General features: G+C 68.9%; 19 protein-coding genes and 6 pseudogenes. 17 read left to right on the top strand and 8 right to left on the bottom strand.

The window, feature by feature from the left end; translation table 11 throughout:
* Positions 1 to 255 precede the first annotated feature (255 nt).
* Positions 256 to 822 carry a dienelactone hydrolase family protein gene (locus ACF1FZ_RS33915; protein ID WP_391777210.1) on the bottom strand — a complete coding sequence of 189 codons (567 nt, stop codon included), beginning with the start codon at positions 820 to 822 and terminating at the stop codon, positions 256 to 258.
* Positions 823 to 989: 167 nt separating this feature from the next.
* Here ACF1FZ_RS33915 and ACF1FZ_RS33910 point away from each other — a divergent pair, with 167 nt between their 5' ends.
* A complete protein-coding gene (locus ACF1FZ_RS33910; RefSeq protein ID WP_391777213.1) occupies positions 990 to 1,556 on the top strand; it encodes a TetR/AcrR family transcriptional regulator in 567 nt (188 codons plus the stop codon).
* A 160-nt stretch (positions 1,557 to 1,716) separates the two neighbouring features.
* On the opposite strand, the gene ACF1FZ_RS33905 is transcribed toward ACF1FZ_RS33910, so the two are convergent.
* Positions 1,717 to 2,223: a DinB family protein gene (locus ACF1FZ_RS33905; protein WP_391777209.1), complete on the bottom strand. Its 507-nt coding sequence runs from the start codon at positions 2,221 to 2,223 to the stop codon at positions 1,717 to 1,719.
* Between the two features lie 63 nt (positions 2,224 to 2,286).
* On the opposite strand from ACF1FZ_RS33905, the pseudogene ACF1FZ_RS33900 reads away from it, so the two are divergent.
* Positions 2,287 to 2,734, top strand: a pseudogene (locus ACF1FZ_RS33900) (IS5 family transposase); the annotation flags it as partial.
* Between the two features lie 80 nt (positions 2,735 to 2,814).
* On the opposite strand, the pseudogene ACF1FZ_RS33895 reads toward ACF1FZ_RS33900, so the two are convergent.
* A pseudogene (locus tag ACF1FZ_RS33895) lies at positions 2,815 to 3,009 on the bottom strand (alpha/beta fold hydrolase); the annotation flags it as partial.
* Here ACF1FZ_RS33895 and ACF1FZ_RS33890 point away from each other — a divergent pair.
* The 5 genes and pseudogenes from ACF1FZ_RS33890 to ACF1FZ_RS33870 all read left to right on the top strand — a co-directional run.
* A pseudogene (locus tag ACF1FZ_RS33890) lies at positions 2,972 to 3,229 on the top strand (cupin domain-containing protein); the annotation flags it as partial. The pseudogenes ACF1FZ_RS33895 and ACF1FZ_RS33890 overlap by 38 nt on opposite strands.
* 226 nt (positions 3,230 to 3,455) lie before the next feature.
* Positions 3,456 to 4,043, top strand: a complete 588-nt coding sequence (locus ACF1FZ_RS33885; protein WP_391777208.1) for an ALF repeat-containing protein — start codon at positions 3,456 to 3,458, stop codon at positions 4,041 to 4,043.
* Between the two features lie 227 nt (positions 4,044 to 4,270).
* Positions 4,271 to 5,048, top strand: a pseudogene (locus ACF1FZ_RS33880) (hypothetical protein).
* 529 nt (positions 5,049 to 5,577) lie between these two features.
* The gene (locus tag ACF1FZ_RS33875) at positions 5,578 to 5,700 is read left to right on the top strand and encodes a hypothetical protein (RefSeq protein WP_391777207.1); all 123 of its coding nucleotides are present in this window, start codon (positions 5,578 to 5,580) and stop codon (positions 5,698 to 5,700) included.
* Positions 5,701 to 6,358: 658 nt separating this feature from the next.
* Positions 6,359 to 6,615 (top strand): annotated as a pseudogene (locus ACF1FZ_RS33870) (serine/threonine protein kinase); the annotation flags it as partial.
* Between the two features lie 250 nt (positions 6,616 to 6,865).
* On the opposite strand, the gene ACF1FZ_RS33865 reads toward ACF1FZ_RS33870, so the two are convergent.
* Together ACF1FZ_RS33865 and ACF1FZ_RS33860 are read right to left on the bottom strand one after the other, a co-directional pair.
* Complete coding sequence (locus ACF1FZ_RS33865; RefSeq protein ID WP_391777206.1) at positions 6,866 to 8,356, bottom strand: carboxylesterase/lipase family protein; 1,491 nt, start codon at positions 8,354 to 8,356, stop codon at positions 6,866 to 6,868.
* Positions 8,357 to 8,378: 22 nt separating this feature from the next.
* The gene (locus tag ACF1FZ_RS33860) at positions 8,379 to 9,293 is read right to left on the bottom strand and encodes an MBL fold metallo-hydrolase (protein ID WP_391777205.1); all 915 of its coding nucleotides are present in this window, start codon (positions 9,291 to 9,293) and stop codon (positions 8,379 to 8,381) included.
* Between the two features lie 182 nt (positions 9,294 to 9,475).
* Between ACF1FZ_RS33860 and ACF1FZ_RS33855 the strand changes: the two genes are divergently transcribed.
* Positions 9,476 to 12,277, top strand: a complete 2,802-nt coding sequence (locus tag ACF1FZ_RS33855) for an AAA family ATPase (RefSeq protein ID WP_391777204.1) — start codon at positions 9,476 to 9,478, stop codon at positions 12,275 to 12,277.
* Between the two features lie 199 nt (positions 12,278 to 12,476).
* On the opposite strand, the gene ACF1FZ_RS33850 is transcribed toward ACF1FZ_RS33855, so the two are convergent.
* Together ACF1FZ_RS33850 and ACF1FZ_RS33845 are read right to left on the bottom strand one after the other, a co-directional pair.
* Complete coding sequence (locus ACF1FZ_RS33850) at positions 12,477 to 12,785, bottom strand: alpha/beta hydrolase (RefSeq protein WP_391777203.1); 309 nt, start codon at positions 12,783 to 12,785, stop codon at positions 12,477 to 12,479.
* The gene (locus ACF1FZ_RS33845) at positions 12,739 to 13,164 is read right to left on the bottom strand and encodes a hypothetical protein (protein ID WP_391777202.1); all 426 of its coding nucleotides are present in this window, start codon (positions 13,162 to 13,164) and stop codon (positions 12,739 to 12,741) included. Before ACF1FZ_RS33845 ends, ACF1FZ_RS33850 begins: the two co-directional genes overlap by 47 nt.
* A gap of 205 nt (positions 13,165 to 13,369) precedes the next feature.
* Between ACF1FZ_RS33845 and ACF1FZ_RS33840 the strand changes: the two genes are divergently transcribed.
* The 5 genes from ACF1FZ_RS33840 (at position 13,370) to ACF1FZ_RS33820 (ending at position 20,524) form a co-directional block, all read left to right on the top strand.
* Entirely contained in the window at positions 13,370 to 13,804 is a 435-nt protein-coding gene (locus ACF1FZ_RS33840; RefSeq protein WP_391777201.1) for a transposase, read from the top strand.
* A 251-nt stretch (positions 13,805 to 14,055) separates the two neighbouring features.
* Complete coding sequence (locus tag ACF1FZ_RS33835; protein ID WP_391777212.1) at positions 14,056 to 15,960, top strand: BTAD domain-containing putative transcriptional regulator; 1,905 nt, start codon at positions 14,056 to 14,058, stop codon at positions 15,958 to 15,960.
* A gap of 153 nt (positions 15,961 to 16,113) precedes the next feature.
* Positions 16,114 to 17,976 (top strand): nuclear transport factor 2 family protein, encoded by a 1,863-nt coding sequence (locus ACF1FZ_RS33830; protein WP_391777200.1) that lies wholly within the window; start codon positions 16,114 to 16,116, stop codon positions 17,974 to 17,976.
* A gap of 187 nt (positions 17,977 to 18,163) precedes the next feature.
* Positions 18,164 to 19,204: a TetR/AcrR family transcriptional regulator gene (locus tag ACF1FZ_RS33825; RefSeq protein WP_391777199.1), complete on the top strand. Its 1,041-nt coding sequence runs from the start codon at positions 18,164 to 18,166 to the stop codon at positions 19,202 to 19,204.
* A 67-nt stretch (positions 19,205 to 19,271) separates the two neighbouring features.
* A protein-coding gene (locus tag ACF1FZ_RS33820) for an IS3 family transposase (RefSeq protein WP_391777198.1) occupies positions 19,272 to 20,524 on the top strand; the annotation gives its coding sequence in 2 pieces (ribosomal slippage) (positions 19,272 to 19,554 and positions 19,554 to 20,524; 1,254 coding nt in all).
* A gap of 908 nt (positions 20,525 to 21,432) precedes the next feature.
* On the opposite strand, the gene ACF1FZ_RS33815 is transcribed toward ACF1FZ_RS33820, so the two are convergent.
* A complete protein-coding gene (locus ACF1FZ_RS33815) occupies positions 21,433 to 21,924 on the bottom strand; it encodes an ATP-binding protein (protein ID WP_391777197.1) in 492 nt (163 codons plus the stop codon).
* Between the two features lie 483 nt (positions 21,925 to 22,407).
* Here ACF1FZ_RS33815 and ACF1FZ_RS33810 point away from each other — a divergent pair, with 483 nt between their 5' ends.
* The 4 genes and pseudogenes from ACF1FZ_RS33810 (at position 22,408) to ACF1FZ_RS33795 (ending at position 25,762) form a co-directional block, all read left to right on the top strand.
* A complete protein-coding gene (locus tag ACF1FZ_RS33810) occupies positions 22,408 to 23,112 on the top strand; it encodes a ZIP family metal transporter (protein WP_391777211.1) in 705 nt (234 codons plus the stop codon).
* A 229-nt stretch (positions 23,113 to 23,341) separates the two neighbouring features.
* Positions 23,342 to 23,906 (top strand): annotated as a pseudogene (locus ACF1FZ_RS33805) (DUF1524 domain-containing protein).
* A 101-nt stretch (positions 23,907 to 24,007) separates the two neighbouring features.
* Positions 24,008 to 24,601: an isochorismatase family protein gene (locus ACF1FZ_RS33800; protein ID WP_391777196.1), complete on the top strand. Its 594-nt coding sequence runs from the start codon at positions 24,008 to 24,010 to the stop codon at positions 24,599 to 24,601.
* Between the two features lie 420 nt (positions 24,602 to 25,021).
* On the top strand, positions 25,022 to 25,762 hold the full coding sequence (locus tag ACF1FZ_RS33795; protein WP_391777195.1) for a DUF899 family protein: 741 nt from the start codon (positions 25,022 to 25,024) through the stop codon (positions 25,760 to 25,762).
* Positions 25,763 to 26,066: the final 304 nt, after the last annotated feature.

The following is a 26,066-nucleotide window of genomic DNA, read 5'->3' as shown; positions in this document are numbered from 1 at the left end:
CGTACAGCGCGACCGCGTCCGCCTTGAACTGTGGCGGGTAGTTCTTCATGACCACGAGATGTCCGTTCTCAGATCCTCAGGATCCAGTGTCTCGTGTGTCCCACATCCGGGGTCAAGGCCTGTTCTCAAGCGACCTGGCTTTTACGGAAGTCTCGTTCGCGAGACAGGCGGGCCACGGCCATGGAGACATTGGTGTGGCCCGCCATGCCGTCTGTTGGTCTTGGCCGTTTCAGTCTTGGTTTCCGGGCTGGAGTCTCAGCTGTTGGCCAGGGTGCGGTCCAGGAGGGGGAGCAGGCGATCCCAGTGGCGCTTCAACCCGGAGGCGCTGAAAGCGTCGATGTCGGACATGGTGAAGCCGTGGAGGGTGCCGGGGTAGATCTCGGAGGTGTGGTCGACGCTTGCCGCGTCCAGGGCCTGGTTGAGCTCGCCGAGGGCCTCAGGCACGTGGTCGGGGTGGGCCGCGGCGGTGCGCATGGCGTAGAGGCCGCCTATGCAGTAGCCGGTCACCGCGACCGGTCCGGCGCCGGCCTCGGGCTGGGTGGTGAGGAACCTGAGGTAGGCGTCGGCGTCGCTCAGGACACGTTCAACGGTGTGCGCCTCGATCAGGGGCATCAGCTGGGCGAAGACCGCGGGCCGCACCTCTTCTCCGATGTACTCGGGAAGCTCCACCAACGGTGCCGGACCGTGCCGGTGGAAGGAGTTGGGGACGAGCACGTAATAACCGTGTCCGGCCAGTTCGCGGGCCATCTCCCGCAGCACGGGCCGGATACCGAAGCCGTCCGCGGTGCCGAGCGGATGTCTCGATTGGATGAGAACCGACACGCGCCGCATGCGACACAGTGAGATTCCGACACGAAATTTGAAACCCTACAGCTGGGTGGCTCAAGTCTTACCCATGTCCACGAAGCGGCTGTAGTGGCCCTGGAACGCGACGGTGAGCGTGGCGGTCGGCCCGTTGCGGTGCTTGGCCACGATCGGGCCAGCCTGCCCTGCAACGGGCCATAATCGTCTTCTGGGAACACGGCTATGACGCCGTCAGCCTCACCGACCTGACCCGCGCCATGGGGATCACCAAGACCGGCATGTACGCAGCCTTCGGCAACAAGGAGGACCTCTTCCGAAAGGCCCTGGAACGCTACGCCGAGGGCCCCGCCTCCTACAGCGCCCTCGCACTGCGGGAGCCCACTGCCCGGGAGGTGGCCACCGCCTACCTCACCGGCTCCGTCCGTGCCTCCACCCAGGCCGGCTGTCCGGCCGGATGCCTCGGCGTCCAGGGCTTCCTGGCCGCGGGCCACCTCGGACAGAGCGCCGGCGACGCGCTAGCCGCATGGCGCGACGACAACCGGGCACACCTTCACGACCGCTTCCAACGAGCCGTCGACGAGGGCGACCTGCCCGCCGGCGCAAACCCGGACACCCTTGCCCGCTACCTCATGACCATGGCGAACGGCATCGCAGTCCAGACGGCCATGGGCGCCACCCGCGACGAACTCCAACAGGTCGCAGACGCCGCCCTCCACACCTGGCCCCCGCCTGACGGGCTGCCCCACGATTGATCCTGGGGCGCGTCGGCCCATGGGTTCGGCCCACTGGTGCTCACTCGCACACCGGCCCATTGGCGCCTGACGCTGTCGAGGATCCTGGCCACGGCCTGGATTCGGGTGGCACCCGTCTGTGTCGCCGCCCAAAGGAAACAAGATCCCCGACAGCGTCAAGCTAGTCGCCGGTCTGGCCGTCGAGCATTTCACGCAGGATGTCCAGGTGGCCGTTGTGGCGGGCCGTCTCCTCGGTGAGGTGGAGGAGGATCCAGCGCAGGTCGACGTGGAGGCCGTTGCGGATGGTTCCCTTGGCCTGGTTGTCCAGGCTGTTCCCGGTGACCAGGTCGCGGTAGTGAGCGCTTTGTTCGGCGTATTCGTCGAGCAACTGCGTGAGCGGGAAGTCAACAGCGATACGCATCTCGCGGTCGGGGTCCTCATCGGTCCAGGGGCCCCGGTCTTCCTCGCCCAGGAAGACCACCTGGAACCAGTAGTACTCGACCCAGCGGAGGTGGTTGATCAACCCGCTCATGGTCATCAGCGGTGAGCCCGGCAGGAGCGCCTTGCGGGCGTTCTCCGCGGAGACGCCATCGCACTTGGCGCGGGCGGTCTCACGTGTGTAGTCGAGAAACGTGGTGAGCTGGGTGCGCTCGTCCCACGCGGGCGGTGTGTCGTCGATTCTGGTCATCGCGCGAAGCGTCCCCGATCACGCGACCGATGTCGAAGTATTTTTCGACGGGTCCAACAAGCTATGGCGTGGGAGCGGATAGGCCCGCTGCTGCCGCGTGTTGGTCGCGGGCGGCATGGCGGGACCTCCGCCAGGCGGTGAACGGCGTGCTCTGGTGGTTGCGGACCGGAGCACCCTGGCGTGACCTGTCTGAGCGTTATGGTCCCTGGCAGACCGTCTACGAACGCTTCGTCCGCTGGGAGGCGGACGGAACCTGGGCGAAACTGCTGGAGCACAGGCAAGTCAAAGATGACGCGGTGGGCGCGGGGGAGTTGACCGTGTCGGTGGACTCCACCATCAACCGTGCCCACCAGCACGTCGTCGGCGCCCGTAAAAAGGGGGTACCGCTCAGGAAGAACTGGAAGATTCGCCACGTCCGACGCCTGGCCAGGCGCTTGGTAGGTCCCGAGGCGGGCTGACCATCAAGGTTCACCTGGCGGACGACGGCCGCGGCCTGCCCTTACTGATCGTTTCAAGATGAAGTTCGGGGTCGTCTCAAGCAGATGATGCTGCTGGCGAGTTGGAGCAGGTTGAGGTGGATGTCGGCGCGTACGGATGACGCTCGCTCGCGCCGTGCCCGCGCTGATCGACCGCGACGACCTGATACCGGGCAATCAACCGCGAGGCCACCACCTCCCACTCACCCGCATGACCGGCCAAGCCGTGCAGCAGCACGACCGGCTCCCCGGCCCGCCACGACCCTGTAGCCCTGACCCGCACCCAGTCGCTGGCGTCCGGCGGCTCGATCGACGCCCACCGGCACGACGACCACCAGATCCTCTATGCAGGCCGCGGGGTGTTGGCTGTCACGACCAGCGAGGGATCCTGGGTCGCCCCGGGCACGCGCGCCATCTGGGTGCCTGCCGGTACCGTGCACGGGCACCGGGCCTACGGCGAACTTGACCTGCACCTGCTGGGGTTACCCGCCACCGAGAACCCGCTTGCCCTCAACACACCGACCGCCCTCAGGAATCGTCTCGCCCCGATCATGCCCCGACAGCCGCGAGCCGCGCTCAAGGCCACCCTTCTCGAAGGCGCGTCGCCATGAAACACCGGCCACCTCCGCGACGACGGCGCCCTGCGACTGCAACGGGGCGACTGCCACTGTCAGACCCAGGTGGCAGCATCACCGAAGTGAACGCCCTGGGGCGTCCTCAACTCACCTCCGTAGCAAAAGAAGAGGAGCATTTCCCTTGCGACTGCATCGCGTAGCGCCCGGCATCGCCGCGGGCATCCTTGCCCCGGCCCTCCTGCTCACCACCCCGGCCTTCGCCGCCACGGCGGCACCGACCGCGGTGACGGTGCCCGCGGTGGGCTCGTCCGCGGACGAGCCGGACGCCGACGACCTGAGGGTGGCCATAGTCCGGATCCTCGCCGACCCGGACAGTGGCCGGCGTGTGGCACGAGAAGCCAACGCCCTCCTGGACGCCAACGACCCCGAGGCAATGCGCGCCTGGCTGGAGACCGGCTACCGCATCGCCCAGGCCGAGGACGACCGCGTCGCCATCACGCGCCTGCTCGCCGACCCCGACAGCGGTCGGCGCGTCATCGCCGAGGTCAACGTCCTCCTGGACGCCAACGACTCCGACGCGATCCGCGCCTGGCTGGAGACCGGCTACCGCATCGCCCAAGCCGAGGACGACCGCGTCGCCATCGCCCGCATCCTCGCCGACCCGTCCAACAGCCCGGCCCTGCGCGCGGCAGCCAGCGCCGCCCTCGACGACAACACACCCGAAGCACTGCGCCACTTCCTGGAAGTCGGCAGGTACCAGGTCGCCTGACCGGCACGGCGCCGCACCACAGCGCGTCGCCCGGGTGGCTCCCCCTGCCGCACGCCCGGTCGCCGGAACGCCGAGAATCCGGGCGGGGCCGCCTGCACCTCTGTGTGCCGACGGCCCTGCTCGGCAGGCCCTGCGCCGGCTCGTCGCCCTCCGCAGAACTCTGTGGTCTCGCCGCCCGGTGCGGCATGGACCACTGACACCTCCGACAGCAGAAAGCACATTCTTCGATGACCGCACAACCCCTACGCACCGAGCGCAACGGTCCGCAGACCGTTTCCGTGGTGACCGACCTGCCGTTCAAGCCTCAGCTCGTCAAAGCGGTGTTCAGGGACGTGACCTCGTTGCACGTCTCCCGACCGGCCGCGTGGGCCGCCGCGTCGGTGACGCGGACCGTGCTGACGGAGATCATCGACGGCGCGAGAAGCGCGGCGGCCGAGGAGGCCAGGAAGAGGCTGACTCCCAAGGACCTCCACCTCGGCGATCGACCGGAACGTCGAGGTGGAGGTGGGAACGGCGTGGTACCTGCACAGCCCGACCTTCCACGGCCTGATGGGCGAGGTGCGCGACGCCGATGGTGCGCTCGTGTCTCTCCGTGAGCGCCGCGGGGCGCGTACACCGATTGGTGTGGCTGGCGCCCACCGGTTCGAGGCCGGGGTGAGAAGGCTGTTGGGGAGCCGGGGGGTGAGGGCAGTCCCGGCGGTGGTCCGCGACCTGGATGGAATCGCAAGCGTCTTCCTGACGGCCCTGGCCCGGGACGCGGCCAAGGTCGTCCGCGAGGGCGTGGTCAAGCGGTTCGGGACGGTCAGTCTGGTGGTGCCGGGCGAACCAGCCCCGGCCCCGCTGCTCAAGGAGCCTCTCCTCGCCCTGCCCACCCGCCGCGGGGACGGGCGGACTGTGGGTGGGGACGACGTCCTGGCCGCCGTCACGATGCAGCTGTTCGGCGATCTCAGACACCGCGCCATGACCGAGGTAGCCGAGATGACACGGAACACGTCGGCCAACTGATCGGGCCCGCCCCTGCGTTCTGCCCACTGCGCACGGTTTCCACGTGTGCGCGGCTCCCGGAATCTGCCGCCCGCATTCAGCTCCGGTCGGCTTGCGAGAACGGGCTCGTCCCATGGGGGCGGACCGCCGGCCGCAGGCACCCTGATGTTGGGGAGGGTGTTTCCGTGACTTCTTTTACGCAGCGATACATCAGCGGTGACCACAACGGTGTCTGGGCGGACCTGCGCCGTCTCGGCCCGGTCCCAGACGCGCTCGACGAGGACTGCCGAGGCGTGGCGTTCGCGACGATGCAGAGGGAGGCACGCCATGTGGACCGTCTCGCGGAGCAACCGACCGACCTCGGACTCGTGCCTCATGCCCGTCCGGGAACCGCTCACGGCCGAGGATCTGCGAGATCTCGATCTTCTTCGTGACGAGATCGGCTCTGTGCCCGTGGTCCTCGATGCCTGCTTCCGTCAGGTCGGCGGCGCGTGGTTCGCTGGGGACTGCGCGGTGCTGAGCGAGTGCTATTCCGCAGGAAGCCAGTACAGTGCCGTCCCGATCCTTCCTGACCCGCTGGTCCTTCCTGCCGCGCAGCACCTGCGGGAGAGCTGGAGCGACCACCAGGACGCTGTTGAGGCTGACCGCCGCCATGCTCAACGGCGACTCCTGACCCGACCACCTGCGTGGGGCCCGGCGCAGCACGCCAGACCCCACCCGGCAACTGGTCCGGGCCGTCACGAACGCAACGAAGCTCCGGTTGGGCAAGGTGTCCTTGCCGAGTCTCCCTGAACCGCCGGAGTTTCGATGTGCCGTCAGCCTGGCGCCGTCTGCCTGATCAAGTTGCCCGCGCTGGACGGCGTGGCGAAATTGTCACTGGCAGAGCGGTTGCGACTGCTGCCCGATCCGCGTCGACGCCGAGGGGCGCGTCACCCGTTCGTGGCAGTGCTGCTGGTCGCCGGCTAGGCAGTGGTCGCTGGCGCGCGCTCGTACGCGGCCATCGGCCAATGGGCCTCGAACGCTCCACAGCACGCCCTGGCCCGCCTGGGCGCCCGGGCCGTGGGTGCACTGGGCGTGCGCGTCACCCGAGCGCCGCCACGGTCCGCCGGGTTATCGGCCCGGCTTGCCCCGGCGGACTGGCCGATCCGACCGGCACCGGTCCCGCCGTGTCGGACGCGGTGGCCGTGGACGGCAAGGCCGCCCGGGGCTCCCGCCACGGCGAGGTGCCCGCAGCCCACCTGCTGGCCGCGATGACCGGCGCCGAGCCGTCACTCAGCTACGGGTGCCCGACAAGACCAACGAGATCACCTGGTTCACCGGGCGTGGACGACCGCAGGCGCTTCACGCGGGAGGTCACGCTGGCCCGGCGGGGGCGGGGGTGCACACCGCAGACACCGCAGTGTCGTGGACGCCGATCCACACGCGGCGGTGCCCGTGGATGGCGCAGCAGTACGAGCCAACGCCGTCGCCCAAGGAACTGGTGGGGTGCGGAACGCTCGGCGCGGACGCGTTGCGGTGGGTGGCCGCCGGGATGACGGAGGCGCTGGCCGAGCTGCACGCGGCGGGGCTGGTGCACCGCGACGTGAAGTCGGCTCCGCCGCCTCCAGTACGGCGGCGACGCTGCGCAGCGTCTGCGCGGTCTGCTCGGCAACCGTGGTGCCGACGAAGTCGGCGCTGCCCGGGTCGAGCGGCAGTTGCCCGGAGACCCGCGGGGTGGGGCTTTGCGGATGCCCTTGGGCGAGCGGTGCTGCTGCCAGGACGGGGGCGTGCTCGGTGGTGATGACGGTTCTGGTCATGGCTCCCCTCGAAGTGGGGGGAGCCATGACACGCACGAGCGGTCAGCTCCAGACCTGACGTTCGCGGCGGCGGGGGTCGTGGACCTGGGTCCAGTCGGCGTCGATACGCATGGTGGTCCTGCGCTCACTGTCGTAGGGGTCCCAGCCGGGGTCGCCGGTCCTGGCGAAACGGATCCAGGCCTCGTGCACGCGGGTGGAGAGATCCGCCGGGGGCTGCGCGGGGCCGAGCAGGGCAGTGGGGCCGTTCAGTGCGGCGAGACGGGTGAGATCGAAGACGAAGGGCAGTTCGACCGTGTGGGTGGCGCCGAGCTGTCCGTCGAGGGCCTGGGAGCGCCAGGCGAACTCGTAGGCGTAGGTGGTGGACCGGGGATGGGCGGCGTGGGCGCCCGCCAGAGCCCGGCTGCCCGCGCCGAACAGCGCGTCGCCCATGAGGGCGGAACGCAGCTCCCCGGCGGACGCCTCGGGGCGTGTCGAGCGGTAGGTCTCGACCAGCTGGGCCGGGTGAGGGTGCGAGCGCACCGCCACGTCGTCGACGTCGGCGGCGGTCGTGGTGTCGAACTTTCCCACCGGGACCAGGTAGAGATGGGCCTCCTCGGAGTTGGTCCCCACGAGCAGATCGACGTCGGCGCCGAGGCCGGCGGCGACGGACGCGGCGGGCTGGGTGTCGAGGACCAGGCTGAAGGGGCTGAGGCCGATCAGTGGATCGAAGTGCGTCTCGGTCCGCAGGTCGGTGCCCGCGAGCCGGGAGGCCGCCTCGACCAGACGCTCGTCGGAGACCTCCGCGAAGGCGTCGACGTCGGGGGCGACGCCAAGGGCCTCCGCCGCCGCGTGTGTGACGCGGGCGGCCTGCTCGGGGGAGAACGCCCCCAGGCCGCTGCCGCTCTGGACGATGGCCCGGCGGAAGAGGCCCTGGGCGGCGGGAGTGGCGAGGACGCCGCCGACGATGGTCGCTCCGGCCGACTGGCCGAAGAGTGTGACCTGGCGCGGATCGCCGCCGAAGGCGGCGATGTTGTCCCGCACCCAGTGCAGCGCGGCGACGACGTCCAGCAGACCGCGGTTGGCGGGCGCGCCGGGGAGGTCCAGGAACCCGGCGATGCCGAGCCGGTAGTTGAGGGTGACGAGGACGACGCCGTCGCGGGCGAAGGTGGAGCCGTCGTACATCGCGGACCGGGTCGATCCGGCGACGAATCCGCCACCGTGGACGAACACCATGACGGGCAGGCCGCCGCTCGCGGTGGGCGGCGCGAAGACGTTGACGGTCAGGTAGTCCTCGCCCCGGCTCCAGCCGGCGCCGAAATAGGGGGCCATGTCCACGCTGCCGAGCTTCCGCTCGGACTGCGGCGCGTTGGGTCCCGGCACGGTGGCGTCCCGGACGCCGTCCCACGGTTCGTGCGGCCGCGGCGACGCGAACCGGCCGGCGCCGACGGGCGGCGCGGCATAGGGAATGTCGAGGAAGGTGTGGGCGTCGGCCCCGCGCAGGCCGCGGACAACACCCTGGGGCGTGGTGACGAGGGGCTCGGGACGGTGGTTCACAGTGATCTCCTCCTTGCGGCTCTCAGGCCTGCTCGGAATACGGGGCGAAGGGGGCCCAGCCCTTGACGGCGAATGAGTCACCCTCGCGGATGACCTCGGCGGCTCCGTGACCGCCCAGGTGTGCGGGGATGACGAGCGCGTTGTTGTCGGCGGCCCAGCCCAGGATTTTCCGGCGGGTGACGCGGGCGCCCGCAGGATCCTCGCAGAAGCAGCTGTTGGTGTCCGGTTCGAGGATCTGGACCGGGTTGTGCAGCATGTCGCCGACGAAGACCGCGCGGTCCGTCCCGGAGGTCAGCGTCAGCACGGAGGATCCGGGGGTGTGCCCGGGAGCGGCGTCCAGCCGGAGGTTGCTGTCGATGCGGTGGCCGTGCTCCCACAACTGGGTCAGGCTGGCTCGGTGCACCGGGGCCACGCTGTCCTCGAAGACGTTCTGATTGCCGCGGCCGAGCAGCGGCTCGTGGCCATTCGCCGGGTTCCAGAAGTCGAAGTCGTCCTTCGGCATCAGGTAGGTGGCGTTGGGGAAGGTGGGCACCCAGGTCCGGTCGTCGAGGTACGTGTTCCAACCGACGTGATCGATGTGCAGATGCGTGTTGATCACGATGTCCACGTCCTCGGGCGTGACGCCGGCCCGGGCGAGGTTGCTCAGGAAGTCCGTCTTGAGGTGGCTCCAGACCGGCGCGTAGGGGCGTTCCTTGTGGTTGCCCACGCCCGTGTCCACGAGGATGGTCTTGCCGTCGCTGCGGAGCAGCCAGGTCTGGAGGGCCGAGTTGACGATGTTGTTCCGCGCGTCCAGGAAGTGTGGGTCCAGCCATGACGTGTTCTGGTCCCACACCTCTTTCGGGCTTTCCGGGAAAAAGGTGTCGGGCGTCATGTCGACGGGGCCGAAGTACTCCCATATCCGGGTGATGCTGACATCGCCGAGCGTGATGTGGTTCATGAAAAATCCTCGGGTAGGGAAAGGCGTTCTCCAAGACCGTAGGAACGGTCAGGGCCCGTGCGGTATCCGTCACGTGACTGCACCGGTGCGTACGGCTCGGGCACGGGAACCGAGCGCTTGTAACCTGGGACGGGCAAGTGAAAAGGCTCGTGCTCCGGAGAGCCACGATTCCTGGAGAGCCCGTGGACGAGCAGACAGTCGGCTCCGGTGACGGCGTCGGGCCGGAAGCGGACCCGGATGTGCCGTTCGTCGGCCGCGGCACGGAGTTGTCACGCCTTTTGCGTGCAGTGGACCCGGCGTCGAACGAACCAGTGGTGGTGCTGGTCGGCGAAACGGGTGTGGGGAAGACGGCACTGCTCGACCGCGTGGTGCGCCGGGTCGAGACGCGAGGTATGCGGGTGCTGCGCGCCGAGGGCAGTGAGTCCGAGTCGAGCCTGGTGTTCTCCGCTCTGCACCAGTTGCTGAGGCCGGTTCAGGCCGAGGTGGACCGGCTGCCGGAGCGGCAGAGTAAGGCCTTGCACACCGCCTTCGGCACGGGGCCGACCGTCTCCGGGCCTACGGGCGCACCCGATCCAATGCTGATCGGGGTCGCGGTGCTGAGCGTGCTCTCGGCCCTGGGGGACGCCCGGCCGCTGTTGGTGGTGCTCGACGACGCGCAGTGGTTCGACCGTGCGTCCCTGAACGCGCTGTCCTTTGCCGCCAGGCGGCTGGAAGGCGAACCCGTCACGATGGTGGTCACGGCCCGCGACCGGGACCGCCTCTCGGGATTCGACCGCCGTACGCCGACCATTGCCCTGGAACCGCTGGACGACGAGGCGGCGAACCGCCTGCTGGATCTGCAACCGGCGCCCCTCACCAGCCTCATGAGGACACGGATCCTCGACCAGGCGGGTGGCAATTCGCTGGCGCTCGTGGAACTGGCGCGGGCGGCTGCCGCGCGGGCCCCGGACGCCGGGTCTCCGTTCGCAGGTCCGCTCCCGCTGCCCGATCATCTGGAGAGGATCTTCGCCGCTCGGCTGGCCGGTCTTCCCACCGCCGGGAGGCGGGCTCTGGTGATGTTGGCCGCGATGGACGGGATCGACTCAGGGCTCGCGTTCCCGGCCGGCCCGCCGGACGCGGGGGACGACGTCTGGCTGCCCGCCGAGCGGGCCGGGCTGGTCCGTCGGACCGGCCGGGACCTCCGCTTCCGCCATCCGCTGGTCCGTTCCGCTGTCTACCACGCCGCTTCGGCGGGCGAGCGGAAGGAGGCGCACGCCGCGCTGGCCGAGCTGGTGCGGGACGAGCCGGACCGGTGTGCCTGGCATCGTGCCGCCGCCTGTTCCGGCCCGGACGCGGCGGTGTCGGCGGAGCTGGAGCGGACCGCCGACCGGGCCCGCCGTCGCAGCGGCCACGCGGCGGCGGCCCATGCCCTCCAGCGTGCGGCGGACCTCGCCCCCCGGCGCGCGGACAGCGCCCGGCTGCTGGTCAAAGCCGCCGGGGCGGCCGTGTCCACCGGGGACCTCGCGTGGGTCGAGCAACTGACCACCGCGGCCCGTGCCCGTACGGACGACCCGGCACTGCTGGCGTCCGCCGCCGTGCAGGCCGGCCGGCTGGCGGTGCTGACGGTGCGCCATAGCGTGGTCTTCTCCCGGCTGGTCCAAACCGTCGAGCAGCTGGCGGTCTCCCGGCCTGCGGCCGCGCTGGACCTGCTGACCGGTGCCGCCGTGGTGCGCTTCTACTCCGGAGCGGACACCCAGCTCCGGCGCATCGAGGAGCTGTTGGGGCACCTGGCCGAGGACCCCTCCTCGACGGACATGCGTATCTGGGTGAAGGCCGTGTCGAATCCCTTCGACGATCGTGACCGGCTCGTCTCCCTGCTTCCCCGGTTGGCGGCCGGGGCCGGCGGGCAGCCGGAGCGGCTCACCGCCTTCGGCGTCATGGCGTGGCTCCTGGACGAGACCCCGCAGGCGGTCCGCGCCTTCGACGAGGCCTTCGACCGCTGGGAGTCGCAGGGTCAGCTACCGGAAGGGCTCGGCGGCGCCGTCGCCTGGGCCTACACGGAACGAGGAAGGTGGGACCGGGCCCGTGCGGCCTGCGTCCGCACCACCGCCGTCGGGCTGACGGCCAGCCTCGACCACGCCGTGGCGTGTGCGGCCGCCGTCGACGCCACCGTGCTGGCCTACCAAGGGGACACTGCCGAGGCCCGCAGCCGGGCCGGCGAGGCGCTCGCTCTTATCGACCCGCTGGAAAGCCGTTCGGTCTTCGTCTACGCCCGGCGTGCACTCGGCGCCGCGGCCGCCGCCGACGGCGCGTACGGGACCGCGTACGAGCTTCTCCGTTCGGTCTTCACGCCGGAGGGGGCGCCCGTGCACTACCACGCCTCATACCCGGCCCTCGCGGAGCTGGCGGCCGCCGCCGCGCGCTGTGGACGGCGCGAGGACGCCGCCGGGGTCGTCGAGCGTGCGGCCCGCACCCTCGCCGCCGACGCCTCACCTCGCCTGCGCGCGCTGATCAGCCGGGCCCGCGGCCTGCTGGCCGAACCCCAGGACGCCGAGCCGCACTTCCGGGCCGCCCTGGCCGATCCGGTCCTCGCGCACTGGCCCTTCGAGCGTGCCCAAACCCAGCTCGACCTCGCCGAATGGCTGCGCCGCCGTCGGCGCGTCGCAGAGGCACGGAAGCCGCTCACGGACGCGCTGGAGACCTTCAGCCGTCTGGGCGCCCGCCCGTGGATAGAGCGGACCCGGGCCGAAGCGCGGGCCGCCGGCCTCGACGCCACGGACACGACCCCCGACGCACTCGCCGAACTCTCCCCGCAACAGCGGCAGATCATCGGACTCGCCGCCCGCGGGCTGACCAACCGCGAGATCGGCGAAAAGCTCTTCCTCTCCCCCCGCACGGTCGGCTCACACCTGTACCGCAGCTTCCCCAAGCTGGGCATCACCGCCCGTTCCCAGCTCCGCGACCTCATCGAGGGCCCCCTCACAAAAGCCGCTCACCAGGAGTAGACCCACGTCCGGCCGCGGAAGCAGTCACCTGACACGTACCGTCCGCCGTCCGACCCGGCACACACCGGCCGCGGGTGCGGGGAAACGACGAGCGGGCCTTGACCCCGGAACGTGCACAACCGCCCTGACTTCCATCAGCCCCGCCGAGGCGACTCCACCCGGACGGCAGGCCGGACAGAGAGCACCGTGTTCCGGCGGACTACTTCTGGGCGACGTCGGTGCAGTAGACGTCCTTGTCCGGCAGGTGGCCGGTGGTCAGGAAGCCGGCAGTGGCCTTGTCGGCGCAGGCTGAGCCCGCGCCGTAGACGTAGTGCCCGCCGTTGTCGACGCCGACGAGGGCAGAGCCGTCGCCGAGGGACTTGTGCAACCCGACGCCGCCTTCCCACGGGGTGGCATTGTCCCTGCGGTTCTGCAGGATCAGGGTGTTGCTCGGGCCGCCCTTCACGATCTTGACAGTCGCCTCAGCGGGCTTGTCCCAGTAGGCGCATGCCCAGATGTTGGCGGGCATGCCCGCGGTGAGCGGCCACTTCTCGCGGTCGGCGGTGGTGCGGGCGGCCGTAGCCCTCGACTTCGTGCGGCCATTCGGCGTCACCGCAGGTGAGGGCCATGAACATGGTGGCCTGGTTATCCGCGGGGATGCCCGGGGACATCGGTGTGGCGGCGAATACCTCCTTGAGAACCGCGAGGTCGGAGTCCGTGGTGCTGCCGTGGGCCAGGTCGTCAGCGGCTTTCCAGAACTTGGCGAGCGTGGGAAGGGTGTTGTTGTGCAGAAGCAGGGCGTAGGTCATGTTCCGTAGCAGCGCCCCGTCCAGCGGCACCGATGCGCCGGGAATCACTGCGGGCGTGCGGTCGTGCCGGTCGGTGAGGGTGAGGTAGGTGTGGTTCACCTGCGTGACGTTCGTGCCAGTTCGAGGGTGGTGGCCTGCGCCGCGGCGACGCGGGCGGCATCGGGGAACCGGTCGGCCATGCCCTTGCCCCAGGTGCTCGCCACCTGGTTGGCCCATACCTTGGTGGGGTCGACGTTGCCTTCCAGGACTATCCGGTCGGTGTGGGCCGGGAAGAGGGAGCGGTGGAAAAGTCACCGATTGGATCGTGCGGAGCCCCGAGCACCTCACAGAAACCGAGCGCAAATGCATCGACGAACTGTGCGACCGGAATGCTGCGCTGGCCACAACCGTCCAGTACGCCCGCCCCCTGGCGTCCACGGTGCGCGATTGCCGCAGTGAACACCTGGCTCTTGACGTCTGGATCGCCGACGTCCGCCTCGACGGTCAACGCGAACTCCGGTCCCTGGCAAACGGCAGACGACACGACCGTGCAGTCATCCAGGCCACCCTCACCACGACCTACACGTCCGGAGCAGTCGAAGGAAACGTCACCAGGATCAAGCTGCTGAAGAGACAGATGTACGGCCGCGCCAACTTCGATCTCCTACGACGCCGCATTCTGCTGTCAACATGCTCAACCAGCTACCACCCCCAAAATAGCGACAGAGCCTGGAAATTGAGCCAGAACCCGATCCGGTAAGCACTGTCGTTCAACGGGCCATCGCGCCATGCCCTTCTGCGTGCGCAAGCGCGATGGCCCCGGTACGACCGCGAGCATGGATACTGGCCCTGCTTCAGTGCCCGGTCGTCCTGTGTGGTCGGGCGCGCCGGTGTGGGGTGGTCCAGTCAGGGGTGGACCTGAATGCAGGGATCGCCGGACTGCTCCGTGCGGCGGCCCCGTCGGCCGGGCCGGAACGGGGCGGGCATGAGAAAGAAGGGTGCGGTCGCGTGATGCGTCTTGCTGTTCTTGGTCCTGTTCGTGCATGGCGGCGGGACGAGGAGGTCGACCTCGGGTCTCCACAGCAGCGTGGATTGCTCGCGCTGCTGCTTTTGCATGAAGAGCGCCCAGTGGAGACCGAGGCGATCGTGGAGGCCTTGTGGGGTGAGCACAGGCCTCGAGGCGCTCGGGGCACCGTTCGCACTTACGTCTATCGTCTGCGCCCGATCCTCGGCGACACGGCGGTCATCGAATCGACCGGCAGTGGTTACCGTCTCACGGTTCATGACGGGACTTTCGACTTGAGGACGTTTCGGGAGCTGACCGCCCAGGCTCACCGGGCGCGCCGCGCCGGCGCCACGGCGAGTGCTGCCGATCTCCTGCGTCAGGCCCTCGGCACGTGGCAGGGACCGGCCCTGTCGGGTGTCCGGGGCCCCTTCTTCGAGCTCGAGCGTGACCGGCTGGAAGAGCTGAGGCTGGCTGCCTTGGAGGAGGTGTTCGATCTTGAACTGGAGGTCGGCGGGCAGTCCGATCTGACGTCCGAGATTCGGGCAGCCGCGATGGAGCACCCGCTGCGGGAACGGCTGCACGAGCAGCTCGTGCTGTCGTTGTTCCGTGCCGGTCGCCGGGCCGAGGCTCTGGCCGCCTTCCAGCACACACGGCGGCTTCTGCGTGAAGAACTGGGCGTGGATCCCGGGCCCTCCCTTCGTTCTCTCCACGAGCGTATCCTGCGCGAGGGTGAGGATGCGCCCGCCCGCGCGGGCCGTGGGCCGTCCTCGGCCCTCGCGCCGGTTCCGGCTCAGCTTCCGGCGGACCTGGCAGTGTTCACCGGGCGCCGAGCAGAAATCGCGGAACTGTCCTTTACGCTGCGTGATGCTGCGCATGCTCCGGTCGTCGGCATCACCGGCCTGGGCGGGATGGGCAAGACGGCGCTCGCCGTCCACGTCGCACACACCCAGCGCCATCTCTTTCCCGATGGGCAACTCTTCGCCGACCTCGGCGGCTTCAAGGATCCGGTCGGCCCGTTGGAGGTGCTCGGCCAGTTCTTGCGTGCGGCCGGGGAGTCCCGGCTGCCGGCATCGCTGGACGAACGCGCCGCGTTGTGGCGTACGACGGTGTCCGGCCGCCGCCTGCTGATCGTCCTGGACGCGGCATCCAGCGGTGAGCAGGTGCGTCCCCTGCTGCCGGCTTCCCAGGGCTGTGCCGTCATCATGACCAGCCCGCGCCGCATCATCGACCTGCCCGGCATCCCCTGGACGCGTCTCGGCGTTCTGCAACCCGAGGACGCGTTGCAATTGCTCGCCGCCATCTCCGGGACGCGGCGGGTGTTCGCAGAGCGGGAAGCGGCCAGTCGCTTGGTGCAGGCCTGCTCCTACCAGCCGCTCTCGGTGCATGTGGCGGCCGCCCGGCTGGATGCCCGGCCGTCGTGGACGATCGACCAGATTTATGCCCAGCTCGAGGACGATCTGCGCCAGCCGGTCGTCATGCATGAGGACTGCAAGATCGTCGACAGACCGTTCCGTGAGGCCCAGGCGCGCATGGACACCGTCCATCGCAACGCCTTCCACCTCGCCGCCGTTCCCGACTGCAGCCGGCTGGTCCCCGCCATGGCCGCGGCAGTGCTCGACCTGCCCGTCAACGAAGCCACGGCCGTCATGGAAGCCCTCGTCGACGCGCATGTGGTCGAGGCCGGCGAAAACGGCGACTACCACTTCCTCGGGCTCGTCAAGGCGTTCGCGCGGCGCCAGGCCCTCAACGGGCTGGGACACGAGCACTGCCAGCAAGCGCTGCACCGACTGCTGCGCCACTGCCTGACCGGCAAGAACACGGTCAGCGAAGAGGACCTGCGCGCAGTCGTCGACCAGATCACTGATCTTCCGGACGCTCTTGCGGAAATGGCGTCGCTCTCGCTGCCCTGACTCCTGCAGCGGCCGCGCGAGGCGACGCACCCGCACAGGCCCCGCCATCGCGCGCGGTGAGAACGTACGGAAGACGACCTGCGGCCCGGGCGCGAAACGGCCTGTCGACGCGCCATCGACGCCACGTCGACAGACGCTCGATGCAATACACGCATGCTCGATTCACACACGCGCGCCGCTCTGGCAGCGCAGATCACCGGACCCGTACTCGGACCGGAAGACGAAGGGTTCGCCGCGGAGTGCGCGCCCTTCAACCTCGCCGTAACCCACCACCCTTGCATCGTTGTCGGAGCCGCGAACAGCACCGACGTGCAAGTCGCCGTTCGTTTCGCCGCACAGCGGCGTCTGCCGGTCGCCGTCATGGCCACCGGCCACCAGGCGACCATCCCGGTCGACGACGCGGTCCTCATCACCACTCACCGCATGGCACAGGTGAGCATCGACCCCACCTCCCGCACAGCCCGCGTGACGGCCGGAGCCCGCTGGCAGCAAGTGATCGACGCGGCGACCCCGTTCGGGCTTGCCCCGCTCAACGGCTCCTCACCCCTCGTCGGAGTCATCGGCTACACCCTCGGCGGGGGCCTGAGCCCCACCATGGGCCGCGCTCACGGATGGGCAGCCGACCACGTCACCTCCCTGGAGGTCGTGACAGCCGACGGCGAGTTGCGCCATGTCGACGCCACGTCGGAACCTGACCTGTTCTGGGCGCTTCGCGGCGGCAAGAGCAACTTCGGAGTCGTCACCGCCATGGAGTTCGCCCTCTTCCCGGCGGAACAGCTGTGGGCGGGCGGACTCTTCTTCGACGGCGCCGACGCAGCAGCCGTCCTGCACGCCTATGCGCAGGTCACGGCCGGGGCCCCGGATGATCTGAGCTCATCGATCGCCCTGCTGCGCCTGCCGGCCCTGTCCGGCGTGCCCGCCTTCCTTGCCGACCGGTTCGCCGTGCACGTCCGCATTTCCTACCTCGGCCCGGCAGCCGAGGCCACCCGGCTGGTCGCGCCGCTGCGGGCGGCCGCACCTGTCCTCGCGGACACGTTGGGCCCCATGCCGTACGCGTCCTTCGCTCAGATCCACAACGACCCGGCAGATCCGGCACCGTTCATGGAGCGCACCGCGATGCTGCGCTCACTGACCGCCGAGGCCGTCGAGGAGATCCTGGACGCTGCGGGCCCGACGGCCGACTGCCCGGTGCACTTCGTCGAGTTGCGTCACCTCGGTGGCGCCCTGGCCCGGACCGCGGACAACGCCGTCGGACACCGTGACGCCCAGTTCGCACTGTGGGCCGTGGGCGTCGGGGGACCCGATGCCTTCACCACGATGAACGCCTACGCCGATGGGCTTCTGCAGCGGATGCGCCCCTGGTCCACCGGCGGACGCTACCTGAACTTCATGGCCGCCCAGGACACCGGCGCCTCCGACGTGAGCGCCGCCTACGACGAAACCGACTATCGCAGGCTCCGCAGCATCAAAACGCGCTTCGACCCGAACAATCTCTTCCGCTTGAACCACAACATTCCCCCCGAGGAACGCCCGATGCCCGACGACAAACTGCAGCTGTTGATCGACCACGCTGCGATCGCCGATGCCCTGCACCGCTACACGGCCGGACTCGACCACGGCGACGCCGATCTGCTCGTCTCGTCACTGACCGAGGACGCCATGGTCGACCTGACACCCGCCACGAGCAAGATCGGTCTAGACTTTCCCGCGCTCAAGCCGCGCGACACCATCGTCGGAGCGCTCATTCCGGCCGTCGGCCCACTCGACACCAGCCACGTGATCAGCAACATCCGCGCCACCGTGCACGGCGACACCGCCCACGTGAACTGCTACGCAATGGCTCAGCACTATCTGCCCCAAGAAGGCCCCAAGCCGGACCGGACCCGGCACGCACTGATGATGAACCGCTACGACGCGGACCTGACGCGCGACGGAAGCACATGGCGCATCAGTCGGCTGACGATCGACAACGCCTGGTTCGAGGGCGACGAGACCGTCCTGCTTCCCAGCGACTGATCTCAGGGCGGGACCGTCCGACCGGGGTAGCGCCCCTGCAGCCGCAGAGCGCCACCCCGGTGCGGCGGGCCAGAGCCTTACTGCCGCGGACGCGGCCGCACCGCCCTGACTCATCAAACCGCCACCGGCTGACCACACCCATGCCCCACGATGCCCGTACTCCAATATCCGCTTGGGAGCGTTCTGCATGTCCACCACCCCTGATGAGTCCCATCCTCCTGCGCCCTCACACCTCGACAACACCCAAGAACTCGCGGCACTGATGCGGGACTTCCGCCACGGCACATGGCAGCCGACCGGCCTCGAGCATCGCCTGGCCGAGCTTCTTGTGCAGTCGGCCTCCGGGACCGGGTCGCTCACCGCGGTCAGCGTCCGGGCCGCGATATGGGAAGGCTCGATGGCGGCCATCCATGAAAACGGCGGACGCTTCATCACCCTTCTGGCCGGCCTGCTGCCGCAGATCGAGAAACCCGACGCGGCCGCGCTGCACACAGCTGGCCTTGCCCTCGATCTCGTCGAGACGATCACACAGGCGGCACCGCACCGACAAGCTGCTCTCCCACCACGCGCCTGCCCCTGTCCGAGCAAGACAGACAGCGCTCAGAGCGAAGGGTCACCGCCCCGGTCCCCGCAACCTCGCGACAGCAGACCCTTGCGCGTGGACGCGGCACGCAATCACGCCCGTCTGCTGAACGCCGCGACACGGATAGCGCGGGAGCGCGGAATGAAACACCTCACCATGGAGGCGGTGGCCACCGCGTCAGGCGTCGGCAAGGGCACTGTCTTTCGCCGGTTCGGCGATCGCGCAGGTCTGTTGCAAGCCCTGCTGCAGCGCTCCGAGGAGACGTTCCAGGCCGCTCACCTCGGCGGCCTGAAACCAGAAGACGGCCGAAACCAGGCCATCGAGCAGCTTCACGCATTCGGGGTGGCCGCCATACGGCGCTATGCCAAGGAGATGGAGCTGCACATCGAGGCCGAGGCCTCCCCCCACCAGCGCTACCGGCGCGCACCGCGCTGCCTGTATCACGAGCGGATCAGCGTCCTGCTCAGCCTGGCCGCACCGGAAGCAGACGCAGAACTGCTCAGCCACGCGCTGCTGGGCTACCTCGAGCCCGCCCTTCTGTGGCACCTGAGTGACCAGTGCAACGCCCCGCTGCAGAGGCTGGAAAACGGCTGGCTCGAACTGGTCTCCCGACTCACCCAGGAGTCACAGCCCCACACGACGTGACCCGAGCCCGTGATGATTGAACCGTTCCGGGTTCGGTAGAGACTCGATTCCGTGAAAGGATTGAGTCATGGCACGCCCTTCCTCCTATCCCGTTGAGCTGCGCAAACGAGCGGTCCGTATGGTCGCCGAGGTCCGTGGTGACTATCCGAACGAGTCGGCCGCGCTGCGGGCGGTCGCCCAGAAGCTGGGCATCGGTTCGGCCGAGACCCTGCGGAACTGGGTCAAGCGGGACGAGATCGACTCCGGGCGGCGTCCGGGGACGACCACGGAGGAATCCGTGCAGATCAAGACGATGAAGAAGGAGAGCGCCGAGCTGAAGCGGGCCAACGACATCTTGAAGGCAGCGGCAAGTTTCTTCGCGGCCGAGCTCGACCGGCCATACACACGCTCGTAGCGTTCATCGACGAGCACAAGGGCCACTTCGGCGGCGTCGAGCCGATCTGCCGCGTGCTCACCGAACACGACTGCAAGATCGCCCCTTCCACCTACTACGCGGCGAAGAAACGCGTCGCCCAACCCTCGGCCAGGCAGGTGCGCGATGCCGTCCTCAAGGAACTGATCACCGAGGCCCACGAGGCCAACTTCCGTGTCTACGGCGCCAGGAAGGTCTGGCGCGAGCTGCACCGCCAAGGCCACATCGTGGCCCGGTGCACGGTCGAACGCCTCATGTGCGAACTCGGCATCACCGGCACCGCCCGCGGGAAGAAGATCATCACCACGATCCCGGACAGTTCCGCCGAGCGGGCACCGGACCTGCTGGACCGCAACTTCGTCGCGCCGGCCCCCAACCGCTGCTGGGTCGCCGACTTCACCCACGTCAAGACCTGGTCGGGAGTCGTCTACGTCGCCTTCGTCGTCGACACCTTCTCCCGCCGGATCGTCGGCTGGTCCGCCGCCACGTCGAAGGAGACCACACTCGTCCTGGACGCCCTGGACATGGCATTGTGGCAACGCGACCGCGAAGAACGCCCTTACAGACGCGGCGAGTTGATACATCATTCCGATGCCGGGTCGCAGTACACGAGCTTCCGACTCGCCGATCACCTGGCCACCGCCGGCATCGCGGCTTCGATCGGCTCCGTCGGCGATGCCTACGACAACTCCCTCGTGGAGTCCGCGATCGACCTGTTCAAGACCGAGCTGATCAAACCGAACCGCCCCTGGAGGACGCTCTCCCACGTTGAGCTGGCCACCGCGGAGTGGATCGACTGGTACTGCCACCGCCTACTCCACGGTGAGATCGGCCACGTCCCGCCCGTCGAATACGAGACCAACTACTACCTCACCACCACGAAACCCCAGGTCACAACCACAACCTGAGATCTCTATCGAACCCGGGGCGGTTCATCTTCCATGATCGGGAGTTACACCGAACGTTTGGGTCTGTCTCACATTCGGTGGTAACGGATTGTGCACGTTGAGCATGTCCATCTTGTGGAGAGTGCGGCCAGCGTCCTGACCTCGATGTTTCGAGGCGGACGGCATCATGCCGGGGCACCGGGCTTACCACGGCGAACCCTCACTACCGGAGACCAAGTGATCGGCCGAATTCTTGGGGGAGACCGGCCATGAGGCGCCGATCTACGGTTTCGTGGCGGATACCCTGCCAGTCGCCGTCATGACTCACCGTCACCACCGAATGTGAGACAGAGCCGAACGTTTTACAGTCCCTGCCGCGGCCAGCCGGTCAGTTCCGTGACGGTGCGGGCGGTGAGTTCACGGTGCGGCTACTCACCACGGCAGGTCAGGGCATGCGGTGTGTCGTCAGGGCGGGGCTGACCGGCGAGGAGCGATCACCGGTATGCCCCTTTGCGGATGGTGCCAGTGGCGCTCTGGCCGTGGTGAGTGCGGGTGGGGTGACCTGCCGTGGTGAGTTTCTCGGGGGGCTCGCCACGGCAGGCGGTCCAAGGAGGCCGGCGCGGTGTGTTCGCCACTGCTGGTGGTGCTGCGGCTCCCGGGAGGCGGTGGTGGTGCCGGTCCCGGAAGCCGCAGTGGGGCTGGCGCTGTTCCAGCGGCCGGGCCGGGCTGAGCGCGCCACCGCCGCCAGCCTCTCGTTCCGGCCCGTGGCCATGCCAGGAGCGCGCGGGCTGCTGCGCGCGTGTCACTGCACCGGACCCGTGGGCCTGCTGCCCACATGGCCGTCACGCAGATACTTCGGTTCCGGCAGAGGCGTGCCCTGCGTGCCCGTCTCCGTGGCCGGTCCGGGCGCCTCCTTGGAAGGGCGGTCTTCAGGTCAGGTGCCAGGGGGACCGGCCGGCGGGATCGTGGTGGGGGTCGTCCTGTAGGGCGAGTTGGACGCGGATGCGTTTTCCTACGGGTTCACGGCGGATTTCGAAGCTGTGGCAAAGGGCGAGGACGATTTCGAGGCCGTGTTGGCCTGCTCGTGTGGGGTCTTGTTCGCGAGCTGTGGGCAGCACTGGTCCGGAGTCCCACATGGTGATGTCGAGCATGGTGCCGTGGATCTGGAGGTCCAGCAGGCAGGGTCCTGGCGCGTACTTGCAGACGTTGGTGGCCAGCTCGCTGATGACGAGCTGGGTGACTTCCAGGGCCCGTGCGGAGACGGGCAGACTGTGCACGGCCTGCTCACGGGTCAGGAATTGCCGGGCGAAAGCCCGGGCGTGGGAGATCTGTTCGGAGTCCATGTCATAAGCCGCGCTGGCCGTGGCTCCCGCGTCCCTGGCGGACTCGTGCCCTTCCATGGATCTGTCGTCTGCTGCCATCTCATCCATGGTTTCCCCCCGGCATATCCACCCGTCGATGTCCCGCACCTACCCGGACCCGGGCGGTACAGACTAACCGCCATCACCTGGTTTCGATGACTTTCGGTACACAGGATGCGTACGTCTGCGAAGTCAGGTCCGGCACTTTCCGGGCACGACGTGATGAAGAAGGCCGCCCGTACTGGGGCACATTCTTCGGCCCGGACCCGGGGGTCCAGGGCTGGGTGCGTCGCGCAGGCCGCACATGCCGGTGCGCGGGATGGGCGAGGCCCGGGTAAAGGAATGTTCTGCATCATGGCGGCTGCCTTTCGGCCGGATCGGATCGGGTACACGTCGCGGGTCTGCGCGCGCAGCCGGATGCCACGTGTTCTCGTGTGACATGCGCGGTGCGCCGGAGGCGTGAGACACGGATGTCGAACGAGGCAAGGACGGGTTGTGGTGCACGGAGCATGGGTTGCCGGTGCCTGGGGGCTCTTCGCGGGAATGGCGTTGTTCCTGGGCGCGGCGGTGAGTTCGTTCGTACGCGTGCCGCGGCGGCTGATTGCGATGGTCATGGCGTTCGGCAGCGGCGTGCTGATGTCCGCGGTGGCGTTCGAGCTGATTGCGGAGGCGTACGACCGTTCGGGAATGTGGCCCGTCGCCGCGGGTGCGCTCGGCGGAGCAGTCGTCTACTCCGGGGCCAACGCCCTGCTCGCCCGGCACGGGGCCCGGCACCGCAAGCGGTCCGGCGGCCAGCAGCCCTCGGAGAGTGAACAGCCCGGATCGGGCAACGCCATCGCTCTCGGGGCACTGCTCGACGGCATCCCGGAGTCCATCGTGATCGGCACCAGTCTCCTGGGCGGCGGCCAGGTGGGCATCGCCACGGTGGGTGCGGTCTTCATCAGCAACCTGCCCGAGGGGCTGGCCAGTTCGTCGGGGATGCGGAGCGCGGGACGTAGCCGGGGGTACGTGTTCGCGTTGTGGGGCGGTATCGCCGTGATCAGCGGGTTGGCGGCCTTGGCCGGGTACACGCTGCTGGGCGACGCTTCCGATTCGGTGCTGGCGGTGATCACGTCGATCGCGGGTGGCGCGATCCTCGCGATGATCGCCGACACCATGATCCCGGAGGCCTATGGAGAGGTGCACCTGCTGACCGGGTTGGTGACCGTCATCGGCTTCCTCTCGGCGTTCGCCCTCTCCCAACTCTGAGATGTTGCGGAACGAAGGCGGTGCCGCAGGGACAAGGGGCGGTTGCGGGACAAGAGCTTTCCCGCATTGCGGACCGGCCAGGCGGTGGGCGTCTTCATCGGCCCGGATACCAGTCGTCAGGCCAGCACGGTGCGCTTGCCGTCAGCCTTGGCGATCCTCACCGTCCCTGCGTGGGGCCGCATCGAACGTTCATCTCTCACGGCAGCCTTCTGGAGCGAGCAGGGTACACATCCCGAGGGTCTCCACCGCCGGATCCGCGCGGGGTGCTGCGGGCTGTTCAGCATTTTTCGACCATTGGGCAGACCGCAGCTCCGGCGCCCTGGCCGATGGCTGCGACACCCGTAGCGAGGTCCTCCTCGCCGAGGCGACCACCGCCCCGACGGTGGCTACCGGATGCAAACTGACCGGCGGCACATGGATGTCGTACTACGACGGCCAGGAAGTCACCGACCCTGGCGCCCTGGGCATCGACCACATGGTGCCCCTGGCCGAATCGTGGGATTCGGGTGCCTCGGCCTGGACGGCCGCACGCCGTGAGGCGTACGCGAACGACCAGGGGGGCGGCGGCCTCGCTGGTCGCGGTGACGACCCGCACGAACCGGCAGAAGGCGGATCAGGACCCGGCGCAGTGGATGCCGCCAGCCCCGGAGGCGCAGTGCCGATACGTGGGGGAGTGGGCGGCCACCAAGCTCCGCTGGCAGCTCACCGCCGACACCGTGGAGCTGGACGCGCTGAAGGTGTTCGCCGAGGGCCCCTGCGAGGACACCGTCGTCCACTACACCCCGGCCGCGTAACCGGGCCCACCCGTCAGGGACGGTGCCGGGTCATGGCCCTTCCGCCCGCCCGGATGGGCCCAGCAGTTCTCCTCGTTGTTCCATCGTGAAGGGTGTTCGTCATGAGCCGAGGCTTGATCGTCGTGGATGTGCAGAACGACTTCTGTGAAGGCGGCAGCATTCCCGTCGCGGGCGGTGTGAAGATCGCCACCGCGATCGCCCACCTGGTGGAGCAGAGCGCGGGCGGTGACTACCAGTACATCGTGGCCACCCGCGACCACCACATCGACCCCGGAAGCCACTTCTCCAAGACCCCGGACTTCAAGAACAGCTTCCCCGTCCACTGCGTGGCCGGAGACGAAGGCGGCGAGTTCCATCCGAACTTCGACCCCACCGCCGCCGGCGGCAAGGTCGACACCGTCTTCTTCAAGGGCGCCCACAGCGCCTCCAAGAGCGGCTTCGAAGGCACCGACGAGCAGGGCACGCCTTTGGCGGAGTGGCTTCGTGCCCGCGGGGTGGAGGACGTCGACGTGGTGGGGATCGCCACGGACCACTGCGTGCGGGCCACGGCGCTGGACGCCGTGAAGGCCGGCTTCCGCACCCACGTGCGGCTCGACTACTCCGTCGGCGTCGCCCCCGACACCGTCGCCTCCACCCTGGACGACTTCCGCGAGGCAGGCATCGCGGTATCCGGTGAAGCACCGGTACCGAAGTAGCTCCCGCAGCCCCCGGCCCTCACCCCCCAGCTCCGCTCCCGGGCTGGGGGCGGTGTCGCACTAGGGCGTGACTGGCAGCTTCTCCCGCCCTTGGGCCCCGGGGCCCAAGGGCGGCGCGCAGGAGCAGCAGGCTGCCGGCCCGTGTCGTTGCGTGTCAGCTGTACAGGTGGTGGGCGGAGTCGGTGGCCGGTGCCTGGTGGTCTTCGGTGGTGTAGCCGAAGTTCGGGGCGGTCCGGCGGACACCGGGCGTGTTCGCTCTACCGCCACGAGCCAAATGGCTGGTCCACGGTATCCATCAGCCGCCGCCAGGTGCGTTCGGTGCTCTGCTGGGGCAGTTCTTGGCCGTAGAACCGCAGGCGGCCGCCAAGGCTCATCCCACCGTGCGCGGTGGGCATCTGCAACGACCGGATAGAGGAGATCATGAAAGACCGAGGACCCAGCCCGGCACTCCCGCCTGTGGTGGACAGAAGGACCTGGCAGGAGGCACGGGAGGAGCTGTTGGCACGGGAGAAGGCGCACACCCGCGAAGGGGACGCGATCGCGGCGGCGCGGCGGCGGCTGCCGATGGTGGAGGTCGACGCCACCATCGAGGTGATCGGTCCTGACGGACCGATCACGATCCTCGACGTCTTCGAAGGCCGCAGGCAGCTGATCGCGTACTTCCACGCCTGGTGGCCCGATCGGCCCGCCGCGGAGCAGTGCGAGGGCTGCACGTTCTTCAACTGCCAGGTCCGCGAGCTGTCCTACATCCATTCCCGCGACGTCACGTATGCCACGCTCTGCAAGGGCCCGTACGAGGCCAGCGTCCGCTACCGGGACTTCCTGGGCTTGGACATGCCGTGGTACTCGGTCGAGAAGACGGCGGTGCAGTTGCTGGAGGGCCGTGACTGGCAGCGTCACCACCTCGTCTGCTATGTCCGCGATGGCGAGCGGATTTTCGAGACGTACTACACCGGCGGCCGCGGCGTCGAGATCATGACCCCCACCCACGGGCTGCTGGACATGACCGTCTACGGACGCCAGGAGGCGTGGGAGAACTCCCCCAGCGGCTGGCCCCAGCCCTGGTACTCCGCCGAGAACCCCGAGGAGTGGCGTACGAACGGACGTCCCATCGCCCAGTGGTCCCGCATCGAAGCCGGCCGTTCCGACGAGCTGACCTGATGAGCGGAGCACCGAGCCGAAGGACGACAAAGCAGCCGGCCTTGGCGGGCTGCGCCGCGCGGGCCTCGGGCACGTTTCACCCCGAGGAGTACCGCTGGCCCTGCAGGCCGGGCCACGGACCGGCCAAGGGCTTCTGAAGAAGAAGTGGATTATGCCGGGGGAGCTGGGCAGCGGATGTCGGCGTACACGCGGGCGGTGACACCGGGCTTTGAGGCGATCCTGGTTGTGTGGACACGCTGACAATGGATGTTGCAGATTCGAGGAAGGGTGTCCTGGTGGGAGGGAAGTCTCCGTATCGGGCGGA

This window comes from Streptomyces sp. NPDC014623, from assembly GCF_043088245.1.
In the GTDB taxonomy this organism is placed as follows: Bacteria; Actinomycetota; Actinomycetes; order Streptomycetales; family Streptomycetaceae; genus Streptomyces.
This window is presented reverse-complemented; position numbering and strand designations above follow the sequence as displayed.

Bases quoted from the DNA above. Each gene is read 5' to 3' on its own strand.
- ACF1FZ_RS33835 (WP_391777212.1), top strand. From the start codon at position 14,056: ATGCGTCTTGCTGTTCTTGGTCCTGTTCGTGCATGGCGGCGGGACGAG.
- ACF1FZ_RS33810 (WP_391777211.1), top strand. From the start codon at position 22,408: ATGGCGTTGTTCCTGGGCGCGGCGGTGAGTTCGTTCGTACGCGTGCCG.
- ACF1FZ_RS33830 (WP_391777200.1), top strand. From the start codon at position 16,114: ATGCTCGATTCACACACGCGCGCCGCTCTGGCAGCGCAGATCACCGGA.
- ACF1FZ_RS33825 (WP_391777199.1), top strand. From the start codon at position 18,164: ATGTCCACCACCCCTGATGAGTCCCATCCTCCTGCGCCCTCACACCTC.
- ACF1FZ_RS33815 (WP_391777197.1), bottom strand. From the start codon at position 21,924: ATGGCAGCAGACGACAGATCCATGGAAGGGCACGAGTCCGCCAGGGAC.
- ACF1FZ_RS33860 (WP_391777205.1), bottom strand. From the start codon at position 9,293: ATGAACCACATCACGCTCGGCGATGTCAGCATCACCCGGATATGGGAG.
- ACF1FZ_RS33850 (WP_391777203.1), bottom strand. From the start codon at position 12,785: ATGCCCGCCAACATCTGGGCATGCGCCTACTGGGACAAGCCCGCTGAG.
- ACF1FZ_RS33795 (WP_391777195.1), top strand. From the start codon at position 25,022: ATGAAAGACCGAGGACCCAGCCCGGCACTCCCGCCTGTGGTGGACAGA.
- ACF1FZ_RS33905 (WP_391777209.1), bottom strand. From the start codon at position 2,223: ATGACCAGAATCGACGACACACCGCCCGCGTGGGACGAGCGCACCCAG.
- ACF1FZ_RS33800 (WP_391777196.1), top strand. From the start codon at position 24,008: ATGAGCCGAGGCTTGATCGTCGTGGATGTGCAGAACGACTTCTGTGAA.